The sequence below is a fragment of the Microbulbifer maximicatervae (SeqCode) genome, from assembly GCF_052468095.1.
In genome coordinates, this window is sequence record NZ_CP174332.1 from 3,918,488 (window position 1) to 3,932,262 (window position 13,775).

Here is a 13,775-nt window from a genome sequence, read left to right on the forward strand (position 1 = left end):
CCTAAGGCGGACAGCCTGTCCGCCTCTCGTCAGTTGGCTGCGATTATCAGGAATCAGCGAGGCGTAGAGCTGATAACTTGCCGTCATCCGACAGCACAAATATCAGGTCGCCATCAACCAGAATGGGGATGCGAATCGCATCACCGTCCACCTGCTCGCGGCCAATAAATTGTCCGGAATTGGGGTCCAGCACATGCAGGTAGCCTTCCAGATCACCCACAACGACCACGTCCTGGAAGAAAGCCGGTCCGCTCAATTCGCGGCGCAATAGTTCGTTATTACTCCACTCGATCTGGCCGCTGCCCACATTGTAGGCATAGACGCTACCGGAGGCATCACTGAGGTAGACATGGCCACCACCTACTGCCACTTCGTGGTGGGTAGAGGCATCGCGAGCCCAGAGGCCGCGGCCATTATCTTTGGACAGGGCGACAACACGGCCCTGGTAGCTGGCGGCAAACACCAAATCACCGCGCACTACTGGAGCACCGTCGATATCAACTACCCGCTCCAGCTCCGCAGAGCCCTGGGGAATAGCGACTCGCTGTTCCCAGCGCTGAATGCCATCGCGGGCGTCCAGGGCCAGCAGTTTGCCGTTATCCAGGCCGGCAATCACCATACCACCGCTAATAACAGGTGCTGCAGTACCGCGCAGGGTCAGTACTGGCAAATTGGTATTGTGGCTCCACAACTCTTCACCGCTGGTAGCGTCGAGGCCAACCAGCTTGCCATCTACGGTCTGCAGGACAACCACGCCAGCACCGATCGCTGGAGCGGCAACTACTTCGCCGGAGACCTGGTAATTCCATAGCTCAGCGCCGTTTTCGAGATCCAGAGCCACAGCGCGGCCGCGGTAGTCGGAGACTACCGCCATGCCCAGGCCAGTACCCACACCACCGCTCAGATCTACATCCAGATCTGTCTCCCAGAGCTTGCGCCCGGAGCTGCGATCAAAAGCACTGATTTCACCATCGCTGCTGGCAGCTATCAGGCGACCATCGATAAGGCTCGGCTGCAGCATCGCGTAACGCTTTTGGTCAATACCGCCAATATCGGCAGACCACACCTCTTGCAGGGCAACAGTGGAGTTAATATCCACCAGTTCGACGGGGTCGACATCTTCCTTCTCGTCATTAGAGGCACAGGCAGCCAGGGCCACCGCTAGCGCCACCGCTGCAGTGCGACCCGCAGCGCGATTCAGAAATCCCATTACTCGTCTCCCTCAGATACAGGCTCGGTTTGGTTCTGAGCGTCACTGCTCTCGGTTACCGCCAGGCTTTCAGCCTTCAGGCGCAGAAGTTGGGTGTTGCCCGCTTGCTCTGGCAGAAGCTCTGTCAGTGCTTGCTCGTACGCGGCACGCGCACCGGCGATGTCACCCTTTTGCTTCAGGATATCACCACGAGTCTCAGAATAAAGGGCCGCGAATGCCGGGGGTATAGTGCCCTCGAGCAATTTCAGGCCTTCATCGGACTCACCACGGGCCGCCAAAACAGCGGCCAGGCGGCGTTTAGCGAGCAACTCCAGGCTTGCTTCACTGGTGTTGTCGAGTACCCACTGCAGCTGCTGCTCGGCAGCTTCCAGGTCATTGCTCTCCGCTGAAATAGCCGCGAGACGCAGTGCAGCCTGGCTGGCGTAGATACGTTTGGCAAAATCGTCTTTCAGCTGCTCGGCCACATTCTTGGCAGTGGTAAGCTGCTTGTTGTCCGGTTGATTGTTGTTGGCGGAGACCGCTTCAACGAAAGTCTGGTACAGGTCAGAGGCCGCTTCAGCCTTAGTGCGCTGATCTCCCTGCCACCACTGATAACCGAAGTAACCGGCCAGGGCCAGCACAACGCCAGTCACAATTCCCTTGCCATTTTCCGCCCACCAGCGCTTCAGCGTTTCTATTTGTTCTTGTTCGGTAAGATGCTCAGCCATTGGGTAATTTGCCTTTCCTGTAGATTACTAACTTTCCCGGCGGGGGCCTCCGCCTCCCTCAGTGTTTCTTTCAGCCTTGCAGCAGTGCTGCCAGCTCTTTCGGTGCCAGCGTTTGCTGCGGTTGGTCAGCGCGAAGGTACTTCACAGTTATCTGACCACTTGCAGCCTCATCTTCGCCGATAATCAGCGCATAATCGGCGCCGCTCTTATCAGCTTTCTTCATCTGGCTTTTAAAGCTTCCTCCACCACAGTGCAACTGCAGTCGCAACCAGGGCAGCTCGTCGCGCAATTGCTCGGCGGCTGTCATGGCAGCTGATTGTACATCACCAACGGCAACCAGGTAGGCATCTACCTGTTGCGAAAGGGATTCAGGCAACACTTCTAGGGTTTCCAGCATCAATACAAGGCGCTCAACACCCAGGCCAAAACCCACGCCCGGAGTGGCTTTGCCACCCATCTGTTCTACCAGGCCGTCATAGCGGCCACCGGCACACACAGTGCCCTGGGCACCGAGGCTGTCGGTCACCCACTCAAATACAGTTTTTCCGTAGTAGTCGAGACCGCGCACCAACTTGGGATTGATCTCATACTTAACGCCAGCCCCGTCCAAAAGTGCCTTTAACTGACTAAAGTGGGCGGCGGATTCCTCATCGAGGAAGTCCAGTAGACAGGGCGCATCCGCCAGCAGTTCCTGAGTTTGCGCATTTTTACTGTCGAGAATTCGCAGCGGATTGCGCTCCAGACGGCGCTGGCTGTCCTCATCCAGCTGGTCACGACGCTCACTTAAATAAGTGACCAGCGCATCCCGATAAGCTGCGCGGCTCTCGGCGTTACCCAGGGAATTGAGCTGCAGGGTCACATGTTCGCTGATACCCAGCTGACGCCACAGTCGCGCAGTCATGATCAGGATTTCTGCATCGATATCCGGCCCTTGAATGCCAAACACCTCGACACCAAACTGGTGGAACTGACGCAGGCGCCCCTTCTGTGGGCGCTCATAGCGGAACATAGGGCCGAAATACCATAGGCGCTGTGGCTGGTTCAGCAGGTTGCTCTGGATCGCCGCACGCACAGTGCCCGCTGTGCCCTCAGGGCGCAGGGTAACGCTGTCACCGCTCTTGTCATCAAAGGTGTACATTTCCTTCTCGACAATATCGGTAGCCTCGCCCACCGCACGGCAAAATAACTGGGTCGACTCCAGGTAGGGAGTGCGAATTTCGGTGTAGCCGTAGCGACTAGTAAGTTCACTCAGTGTGGCTTCCACGTACTGCCATACCGGGGACTGTTCCGGTAGCAGATCGTTCATGCCGCGAATTGCGCGAAGCTGTTTCAACGCTGTTCCTTAATTTTTCACTCAATTAATTGGGTCTTGCGCAGGGAGCTGTTGCCCTCTACGCCTTGGCGATGATATCCGCTTCGCGCTCGGCCTTGGCGGCCGCCTTCTCGCGAATCAAGCGTTCTAAATCATCCACCAGATTTTCATTCTTAAACTTGCGGTCCGGCTGCCCATCCACATAGATGGCATGGCTTGGGGTACCACCAGTCAGGCCTACATCGGCTTCTTTCGCTTCGCCGGGGCCGTTGACGATACAGCCAATTACTGCCACATCCAGCGGTGTGGTCACATCTTCCAGGCGCGTCTCCAGCTCATTCATGGTTTTCACCACATCGAAGTTCTGGCGCGAGCAGCTGGGGCAGGCAATAAAGTTAATACCTTTACTGCGCAGACGCAGGCTTTTGAGCAGATCCCAGCCCACTTTGACCTCTTCCACCGGGTCTGCAGCCAGGGAAACCCGCAGGGTGTCCCCGATACCGTCGAGCAGGAGGGCACCGAGACCAATCGCCGACTTCACTGTGCCGGCACGCAAGCCGCCAGCTTCGGTAATACCCAAGTGCAGCGGTTGCTCAATCTGCTGGGCCAGCTTGCGATAGGCAGCCGTGGCCATAAAGATATCGGATGCTTTTACACTGACTTTGAAGTCCTGGAAGTCCAGGCTGTCGAGGATCGATACATGGCGCAGCGCCGACTCTACCAGAGCATCCGGCGTGGGCTCGCCATACTTTTTCTGCAGGTCTTTTTCCAGGGAGCCCGCATTGACACCGATACGAATCGGGATATTCAGATCGCGAGCTTTATCCACTACGGCCCGAATACGCTTCTCTCGGCCAATATTGCCGGGGTTAATACGCAGGCAATCCACCCCCAGGTCTGCGACCCGCAGGGCGATACGGTAATCGAAGTGAATGTCTGCGACCAACGGGACATTCACCTGTTTTTTAATTTCTCCAAACGCCTCTGCGGCATCCATGCTGGGCACAGAAACCCGCACTATATCGGCTCCAGCCTGTTCCAGGCGCTGGATCTGGCCAACAGTAGCTGCTACATCGCAGGTTTCGGTGTTGGTCATACTTTGCACCGAGATCGGGGCATCCCCTCCGACCGGTACATCACCCACCATGATCTGGCGCGACTTGCGGCGGACAATGGGAGATTCAAATTGCATAGGCTGACCTGGTGGTATTACTGATAAAAATCGAGGGGAGATTATAGAGAGATTGGGCGCAAACCTACAGGGTTCGCGCCCAAACGGGGAAGATCATCTTAATCGCCGACAATCAGACGACGAGTGCGGCGGTCGCCAATAGGCTGGCTGTCGATAGTTTCATCGCGGTAAACCACATGGGTTGCACGGGCATTTCCCAACATCAGCTCAAATGGAGCATCTCCATCTAAAGATCTGGCACTGCCAGCAGCTTGGACCCCGGCCAGTAAAATCACACCTTGTGCGTCTTTCACCTCAACCCAGGCATCTTCATCAAAGCGAAGCCGCAAAGCGCCTTTCAGGGCCTGGTCCAACTGGGCTACTTGGGAGGGAACAGGCTCAACCACTTTTTCCACAGAAGCAGCGGGTTTATTCTCCACCGTTTCAGCACTACCAACCTCAAGTTGAACATCAGCAACTCCATTTGATGCTGGTGCAAATGGCTCTGAGCTCAACTCTTCAACTGCAACTTCCTGCCCCTCTACTTCAGTAACCGGATCAGTTACAACTTCACTGGCAACGGGGGCTTCGGCAACCAGGTCCGCAGTATCCTCACCCATGGGCATACCGGGAATATTGACTGGAGTACCGTACTTCCACCAGAAGACACCACCCGCGAGCAACAGGGGAATCAGGGCCAGGGCACCATGTCCGCGCTTGCGCTCAGGGCGAAATGCCTCGGCTTTAGTGGTTCGCCGGGATTCACTGCGCTGTGCTGGCTGCGGCCGATCCCTATCATAGGCTTCCAAAGCCGGCTCAGCAGGAATATTCAACTCTCGACAAATATTGCGGATATAGCCTCGCGTGTAGACAGCTTCTGGCTGCTTTTCGTAATTATCGCTTTCAATCCACTCAACTGTGTTATCAATAATACACAGGCGCTGCGATAACTCCTCTCGGGACAGCCCGGCCGCTTCCCGAGCCGCCAGCAAAAGATTGCCAGCGGACCCCTTAGAAGTTTGCGTATTGGATACGACCTCACCACCTTCGCAGTGTTCGGGACTACTATCCGTCATTACCACTCAACTCCTGATATTTCAGTGTCTCCGCAGAGTACGGGTACAAATTCTTCAAAGCAAGGGCGTAACTCCGCTCCTTGTCACGATTGCCAAACACCTTCTCGATACGAATCCCAAGCCACAGTGACTGGGGTGTCTGGCGATTCTTTTCACTAAATTGATCCAGGTACGCCTTGGATTTTGCGTAATCACCGGCGTTAAATTTCAACTCAGCCATTTCGATCAACGCCAGCGGCAAATCGGAGTTCAGCGCTAACGCCCTGGCATAGGCCCCTTCCGCCTTGTCGGTGAGACCCAGACGCGCGGCCGTACGACCGTAGTTAACCAAGGCAAAAGATCGACGATTATAGGTGAGGTCTGTAGAGGCGAGTTCGAACTGCTTGAGGGCCTCTTTATAGCGCTCTTGTTTATAGAGAAAAACGCCGTAATTAGTGTGAGCCATGGAAAACCCGTCGCTATAGCGCAAGGCTTTCTTGAAGTGAGATTCCGCAATATTCAGCTCACCATCCGCTTGATAAAGCAGTGCCAGACCGTGATGTGCCAGTGGGTTCTTTTTGCCCAATTCCAAAGCACGATTAAAATGACGACGGGACTGCTCCCTGCTGTTGGGGTCCCGCAAATAGCGAAGCCCCAACTGAACATGGGTCTCCAATGCCTTATCCAGGTCAACTTCCTTGCGCTCGGGCATCCCAGAGGTTACACACCCCCCCAGCAGAGTACCGAGCAGCACCAGGAGCGACAGGCTCTTAAATTTCGCGGACACTACATCACCTGTATCTTTATTTTTCACTTATCGGCCCAGCGAGATTGCGCGGGTGTCACCAATACACCAATGAGTGCTAACGCCAATCCCTGGACAAAGCAAGCCCGCAAAACACAGCAAAACCCAACATCGACCACCGGCATCCACTGGCAGTGGTAAAAGTACATATCGGTATTTTGTGTGAGAAATCTGATTCCGCCTCAGCTGGCACTTTCCAAATCCCTATACTGCCGGAAAGCCTTGCCAGTTGCAGCCCTAAAACCCAATCAATTCCATTTAGTGATGACTTTGTCGAGTATTGTCAATCCGCCAGTACCGGTGTACCGGCGGAATAAGTAAAAAGGGCTTAGAAGAGTTAGAGTTGATTACCTTCCTGGTCAACCGCATCCAGCTGCATGCCATCTGGACCAGTGTCCCGCGGCGGAATCAATGACTGGACTGCATTGGAGTCAGTATTTGCCGCATCTGGATCAGTTAGGGTTTCGAGGAACGCTACCAGTAAATCAACTTCCTCGACGTCCAAATTCACAGCGCCGTCGCCATTTTCAGCCAACAGTGCTTCAGTCAGTGCCTGGCCATTGGGGGCAACTTTCGCGGCACACTCATCCACCTCTGCAAACTGATCCAAATCGCACATCTCACTGTTGGTGAAATACTGGGAAACAGAGTCGGCTCGACCAGTGTAGTGCTCGACATTTCTTTTCAATGTACCGAACTGACCTGCGTGCCCCCAGGGGCCAGTGAGCGCCACATTAAGCAGCGTTGGCGTGCGGAAACTGCCGCTTCCATTACCACCCAAGTCAGCGCCACTGCCACTCTCATCTTTACCAACACCAATCTGTGGATAACTGACAGCTCTCAGCCCCTGATTAGAGAAAAAGGCTCCTGAGTGGCAATTTGTACACCCTGAATTTCGTGTCATAAAGGTAATTGCCCCTCGCTTTTCATCGTTATTGAGGGCCGCAAGGTCTCCATCAACATAATCAAAGAAGGGGTTATCGATAAAAATTTGCACCGCTTCGTAAGAGGCAATTGCCTCTGCAATTCTGCTGAAGTTAATTGCCGAATCGCCAAATGCTGCGGTAAACATTGCACCCCACGAGTCCTGGGTTAATTTTTCAGCGAGAATATCCTCACGATAATCAGTAAAACCATCATCGCTGGTATCGTCGTAACCGAACTGGGTGATATCCCCCATCTCTGCAGCTTCAGTGACCGGGAAGTGGGCTTGGGCCATCATCAGTGCGAGGGTACCAGTACCCACGGCCGCCTCTGTGTTGCGAGTAACATCCCGGGAGTCTGTCCTGAGCCCTCCATTACCATTGATCGCCACTCGGTTATCCCAAAACAAACCGTTATCCCAAAGGGCTACATTGCAGATAGGCTGGGCATTTCGAGGTACCAGCGGAACTTCATTCTGGCCGTCGGAGCGACCGGGACCGACTAATTCAGCATCAACGGGATCAACACCAACTGGCATGGACAAGTCATCGCCACCACAACCTATTGCCGGGTGGTGGCAGGAAGAGCAAGATGCATCGCCATCAGCGCTCAGGTTTTTATTGTGAAACAAGCGCATACCCAGCTCTACCATGGCAGGGTCCTGTTCACTTCTGACCCGGGCAGCAAAGGCGCGCATATCTTCCAACTGCTCGGCCATGCCAACGTCATCCAGCACTGCCTGTAAGCAGCTATCGAGACTGCCATCAGCAATATTGACCGCTGAACGCGCATTTTGACATTCATCAAAATCGGAAATTCGGCTATCAGAACCGCCTGCATCAGAACCATTACTGAGCCCGTCATTAGTATTATTTACCAATGTTCTGGCAGTGACGCTGGCGGTCTCATCTTCGCTGTCGACATCGCCGGTGGTTACTGAGTAGGTATATTCAGTGTCTGATGAGAGACCTTCATCGACATAGTATCCGCTAGTCGTCTCAGCAACTCGTTCGCTGCCACGATAGATAACATAGGTCGCACCGGTGCTTTCCCAGGAAAGACCAATGCTGGTACCGGAAAATGCGTTACCGATCAGTTCTGCAGGAATAATTCCCTGACCTGAGCCTGTATCGCCATCGCCATCGCCATCGCCATCGCCATCGCCATCGCCATCGCCATCGCCATCGCCATCGCCATCGCCATCGCCATCGCCATTATCATCATCACCTGAACCAGAATCGCCATCACTGCCAGTATCAGAAGTTTCAGTAGGCGTGTCATTGCCACTACTTGAGGAACCACCGCCTCCGCAGCCCACCATCACAAGAAATAGAGGTAGGACCAGCAGCTTTACCAGAGCCGTTAGCGATAGTGTGATTTGATTTTTATCAACATTCATAGTTCTTGACCTGCCCGTCAATGACCTTTTCTTATTCCGAGTTCTGGACAGCAAATACAGACCTAAGTGCCAGCGCTGGCATCAAAGGGTAAGGAAACACTTACTATATCTAAGAATAAATTCTGCGTTGCAACCTAATGAAAGATCTAGGGAGCCTCGCAGTGATTGCGGACCGTCCTGAAAATCAGCGGCATTGCGAAAATACCCAATTACTCCCAGGGCCTACTGTAATGACTTAAAACGGGAATAACTGCTAATAAGGTCGCAGTAAGCTACTACATCCGTTCTCATAGTCAGGAATTTAATAAAAATTAGTAGTTTCAGTGTTTGCTTAAGAGAATATGTAAATTCAATCAATGAAATTTGGGCGTTAACGCCCAAACCCCAATGAAAATATTTTTGCGCCGTTGAATCAGAGGTGGGAAAAGCAAGGAAAGTTTGTAAAAACAAACTGTGTCAGGATTATTTCAGATAGATTAAAAAAAGCTGCCGGCAATAACCGACAGCTTTTTAGTGGTGACTACCGACAAATAGCCGGCTAATCCAACTTAGGAGAAACGCAAAGCGCTCTTGACGCAACCATTTCCCAAAGAGTTATGGAATGAAGGCTATAAACTTTTACCATCGCTATCTTTTGCATCTAACTGCTTTCCATCTGGTCCACCATCCCGAGGAGGAATCAGAAACTGAATCTCATTAGAGTTGGTATTCGCGGCCTTGGGGTCAGTAAGAGTTCCCAGAAATACCACTATAAGGTCCATCTCTTCTTCGCTCAGGCGATTTATACCCCCACCCTCATTTCCATCTAAGATCGCCTGAGAGTGTGCCAAACCATTGGGAGCCAGTTTACTGGCGCAACTTTCAAGATCTTTGAATTGAGCGAGATCACACATCTCACTATTCTCAAAGTACCTGGAAATGGAGGCTCCATGATCACTGTAGTGTTCAACATTTCTCTTCAGCGTACCAAATTGCCCGTTGTGCCCCCAGGGACCAGTGATCGCCACATTCAGTAAGGTTGGTGCCCTGAATGCTCCGAACCCTAAGGAACCCTCTCCACCCAGATCTTCCCCACTGCCACTCTCATCGGTTCCTATACCTATCTGCGGATAATTTGCGGCCATCAAGGCTTCAGAGGTGAAGAAAGCTCCCTTGTGACAGAACGTGCACCCAGCATCCTTTGACATAAAAGTAATAGCACCACGCTTTTCCTCTACATCGAGCGCTTCCAGATTACCGCCCACATAGTCAAAGAAGGGGTTATCGATAAATATTTGCACGGCTTCATAAGCTGCAATTGCTTCAGCAATACGACTGAAATTAATTTCAGAATCCCCAAAGGCAGACGTAAACAGGGGAGCCCAAGCTTCGACATCCAGATTAGCCGCTAATATATCTTCGCGGTATGCAGTGAAGTTTTCATCGACAGAATCATCGTATCCAAAGTCCGCGATGTCACCCATTTCTGGCGGGGCCGTTACCGGGAAATGCGCCTGCGCCATAAGTAGGGCTAACGAACCAGATCCCACAGCATCATTCGTATTATCGGTAACATCTCTTGAATCCGTACGGAGAACGCCATTCGGACTCAGTGAGACCCGGTTATCCCAGAACAGTCCACGAGACCATAACGCCGCATTACAAATAGCTTGTGAATTTCTCGGCACTAAAGGCACTTCATTAGTTCCATCAGATCGACCTGGCCCGAGCAAAGCGGTATCTACAGCATTCACTCCAATCGGCATCGAAAGGTCATCTCCCCCACAACCAATCGCAGGGTGGTGACAAGATGAACAAGAAGTATCTTGATTAGCACTGAGAGACTTGTTGTGAAACAGACGCATGCCCAGCTCCACCTTGGCAGGATCCTGCTCACTGCGGACCCGTGCGGCAAAAGCCCGAATATCTTCGACAAGAGAAACCATGCGATTGTACTCGAGCATGGCTGCCAAACAATTGTCCAAGTCCTCTTCGAGTAGATCTAGTGCCGTCGCAGTATTTTTACACTCTGCAAACGTGGAGATACGCTCATTCAAAACATCATCTTCTGTACCGTTATTCAGGCCAGCATTGGTGTCATTAACTAATGTCTTAACCGTAACCTGCGAAGTTTCCGATTCGTTTGCAGCATCAACTGTACTGACAGAGTAAACATATTCGGTGTTAACTGAGAGGCCCTGTTCGACATAATAGTTATTGCTGGTTTCCGCGACCTTTTCACCGTTTCGATAGATAAAGTAAGTCTCACCATCTCTTTCCCAGTTAAGACCGATACTGGTTCCCGAGTGGGCATAGCCAATTAGCTCAGCGGGTTCACCGGCTTCTTCAGGATCAGGATCAGGATCGGTGCCCGTCCCTGAGCCAGAACCAGAACCAGAACCGGAACCGGAACCGGAACCGGAACCGGAACCGGAACCGGAACCATCATCACCCTGAACGGTATCTGCAGGCGAATTATCCTCACTACCAGATGACCCGGAGCCGCAACCAACTAACAGCGAAAACAGCGTGAGGAAAAAGAGTCTAAGTAGGACTCTGGGAAAGACTTTTTGATCGAACTTCTGAGCACTCATAAGAATCCTAGTGGTCCCTTCCATATATTTTTAATAGTTCATAGGTGATAACGCGACACCAATAGATTTGGTTGACCAATTAAGGAAGAAATGTGAACAAAAGTCCGGGGTGAATCCCGAAGGGAACGACCAACTCACCAAAATTTCAGGGGATAGAGTTTTTTTCCAGCAACAACTGACTAAAAACTTCGCAATCCAGACGATGACTTATACCTAGCCCTGATCGCAGGAATTCACTCTCGGATCAACTTCGGCCTGACTCTGGAAGCAAAGTAAGAATGAAACTGTCGTGAATTTTAAGGCAGAAGGCGGTTGCCTGAATGATGAATGCGAATAAAGGTCGCTAATGAAGAGTTGGCATCTCACCAGTAAGTCAATATTAGTGAGATGCTCAAATAAAATGCAGGAATGTTAAAGTTCGTTGCCGTCCTGATCCCAGGCATCCAGCTGCATTCCATCGGGTCCGCCGTCACGGGGAGGAATCAGGGATTGGGTTGCATTTGAATTTACATTCTCTGCATCCGGGTCAGTGAGCGCCTCAAGAAATGCCGCTAACAGCTTCACTTCATCGTCGTCTATCGGAAGTGCTGCATCACCATCTATCTCCAGAATTGCCTCGGTCAACTCCAGACCATTGGGCGCAACTTTCGCTGCGCAGTCTGCTAGCTCGGCAAACTGATCCAGGTCGCACATTTCACTATCTGCGAAATACCGGGACACCGAATCCGCTTGCCCGGCATAGTGCTCAATATTTCTTTCTAAGGAGCCAAACTGCCCGGCGTGCCCCCAGGGACCAGTAATGCCTGCATTGAGCAGTGTTGGAACACGAAAGCCACCGAGTACTGCCCCTCCCCAATCAGCGCCATCATCCTCTTTTCCGACACCAATTTGAGGATAGTTAACGACCCTCAAACCCTGGTTAGTAAAGAAGGCGCCCGTATGGCAAGCAGTACAACCAGAGCCTGGCGTAAAATAAGTAATTGCTCCCCGCTTCGCATCGTCATCCAGCGCTGTCAGGTCACCGTCGATATAGTCAAAGAAGGGATTATCAATAAAAATATATACCGCTTCATAGGCAGCAATCGCCTGTGCGACCCTACTGTAGTCAATACTGTTGTCTCCATAAGCGGCAGCAAATAAGGGGCCCCAGGACTCCTCATTGAGCTTTGGTATAAGATATTCCTCACGGTAGTCAGTAAGGTCATCGTCGCTACTTTCGTCGTAGCCAAATTCAGAAATATCCCCCATCTCAGCAGCATCTGTCACCGGAAAATGGGCTTGGGCCATCATAAGTGCCAAAGTACCAGTACCAACCGCCGCTTCAGTATTATTGGTTACATCCCTGGAGTCTGTTTTAAGGCCACCGTCGCTCGTGAAAAGAACGCGGTTGTCCCAGAATAATCCATTATCCCAGAGCGCCACATTACAAATAGGCTGGGCATTGCGTGCAACCAACGGCACTTCGTTTTCACCATCGGAACGCCCTGGGCCAAGCAAATCGGGATCAACGGCATTAACCCCAACAGACATGGAAAGATCATCACCAGCGCAGCCTATTGTCGGGTGGTGGCAAGAAGAGCAGGCGGTATCACCGTTAGCACTAAGACTTTTACTGTGGAATAACCGCATACCCAACTCAACCATCTCCGGGTCTTGCTCACTTCTAACTCGAGCAGCGAAAGCGCGCATATCCTCCAATTGCTCTGCCATTCCCACTTCATTCAGCACAGCCTGCAAGCAACTGTCGAGACTACTATCGTCAACATCTACGGCTGAGCGCTCATTTTGACATTCATCAAAATCAACAATGCGCTTTTCAATGGCCTCTGCTTCAGTACCATTGCCCAGGCCATCATTCGTGTTATTAACCAGTGTTTTTGCAGTAACACTATTAGTATCACTATCAATACTCCCCACACCGACCCAATAACTATATTCAGTATTAACTGAGAGGCCTTCATCCACGTAATGGTTATCTGTAGTTTCTGCGATCAATTCGCCATCGCGATAGATGTTGTAGGTCTCTTCAGAGTCCTCCCAGGAGAGCCCTATGCTGGTGCCGGAGAAGGGATTTGCAATCAGTTCAGCAACCAAGATCCCCTGCTCTGAATTGGATTCATCATCTGACCCAGTATCACCATCCGAACCACCATCAGTATCACCATCCGAACCACCATCAGTATCACCATCCGAATCGTCACCATCGTCTGAGCCAGAGCTATCCCCAGAGCCGCTATCATTTTCAGTAGTCTCTGTCGATGAATCATCCTCACCGCTAGAGGAACCACCGCCCCCACAGCCCACCATAAATAGAAATAAAGAAATGAACAGCAGCTTATTCAGCGCTACAAGCAATTGGGTTAATTGGTTTTTTTCCGCGTTCATAATATTCGAACAGTCCCGTCGATAACTTTTCTTTTCCTAAGCCAGGCAACTCAGAGAACTCTATGCACTTCAACTCTCAACACAGCTGTACAAGCACTTCTACACATTGTTTTTCCTGAACCTAAGCACGCTGTAACAGCTCCAGACCAAATGAAAATGACTGGATAGCACGCTATAGCGTCATAATGTTTTGGTGGATGTTGGAGATACGGGTGTAGCTACTGCAAAGATCCA

At 51.7% G+C, this 13,775-nt stretch carries 9 protein-coding genes; all 9 read right to left on the reverse strand.

Annotation, left to right across the window (positions count from 1 at the left end; all coding sequences use genetic code 11):
* Positions 1-46: 46 nt before the first annotated feature.
* The 9 genes from bamB to ACJJIL_RS17240 all read right to left on the reverse strand — a co-directional run bounded on the left by bamB (position 47) and on the right by ACJJIL_RS17240 (position 13,541).
* Positions 47-1,210 (reverse strand): outer membrane protein assembly factor BamB, encoded by a 1,164-nt coding sequence (gene bamB, locus ACJJIL_RS17200; RefSeq protein ID WP_282934067.1) that lies wholly within the window; start codon positions 1,208-1,210, stop codon positions 47-49.
* Entirely contained in the window at positions 1,210-1,917 is a 708-nt protein-coding gene (locus ACJJIL_RS17205) for a YfgM family protein (RefSeq protein ID WP_444895038.1), read from the reverse strand. Before ACJJIL_RS17205 ends, bamB begins: the two co-directional genes overlap by 1 nt.
* A 70-nt stretch (positions 1,918-1,987) precedes the next feature.
* Positions 1,988-3,250 carry a histidine--tRNA ligase gene (gene hisS / locus ACJJIL_RS17210; RefSeq protein WP_282934069.1) on the reverse strand — a complete coding sequence of 421 codons (1,263 nt, stop codon included), beginning with the start codon at positions 3,248-3,250 and terminating at the stop codon, positions 1,988-1,990.
* A 58-nt stretch (positions 3,251-3,308) separates the two neighbouring features.
* Entirely contained in the window at positions 3,309-4,421 is a 1,113-nt protein-coding gene (gene ispG / locus ACJJIL_RS17215; RefSeq protein WP_282934070.1) for a flavodoxin-dependent (E)-4-hydroxy-3-methylbut-2-enyl-diphosphate synthase, read from the reverse strand.
* Positions 4,422-4,519: 98 nt separating this feature from the next.
* Positions 4,520-5,476 (reverse strand): RodZ domain-containing protein, encoded by a 957-nt coding sequence (locus tag ACJJIL_RS17220; RefSeq protein ID WP_413664563.1) that lies wholly within the window; start codon positions 5,474-5,476, stop codon positions 4,520-4,522.
* The gene (gene pilW, locus ACJJIL_RS17225; RefSeq protein ID WP_413664562.1) at positions 5,466-6,242 is read right to left on the reverse strand and encodes a type IV pilus biogenesis/stability protein PilW; all 777 of its coding nucleotides are present in this window, start codon (positions 6,240-6,242) and stop codon (positions 5,466-5,468) included. The genes ACJJIL_RS17220 and pilW overlap by 11 nt, the downstream gene beginning before the upstream one ends.
* 355 nt (positions 6,243-6,597) lie before the next feature.
* Positions 6,598-8,583, reverse strand: coding sequence for a cytochrome-c peroxidase (locus ACJJIL_RS17230; RefSeq protein ID WP_445360318.1), 1,986 nt, complete (start codon positions 8,581-8,583; stop codon positions 6,598-6,600).
* 608 nt (positions 8,584-9,191) lie between these two features.
* Positions 9,192-11,156, reverse strand: a complete 1,965-nt coding sequence (locus ACJJIL_RS17235; RefSeq protein WP_445360319.1) for a cytochrome-c peroxidase — start codon at positions 11,154-11,156, stop codon at positions 9,192-9,194.
* 411 nt (positions 11,157-11,567) lie between these two features.
* Positions 11,568-13,541, reverse strand: coding sequence for a cytochrome-c peroxidase (locus ACJJIL_RS17240; protein ID WP_445360320.1), 1,974 nt, complete (start codon positions 13,539-13,541; stop codon positions 11,568-11,570).
* Positions 13,542-13,775: the final 234 nt, after the last annotated feature.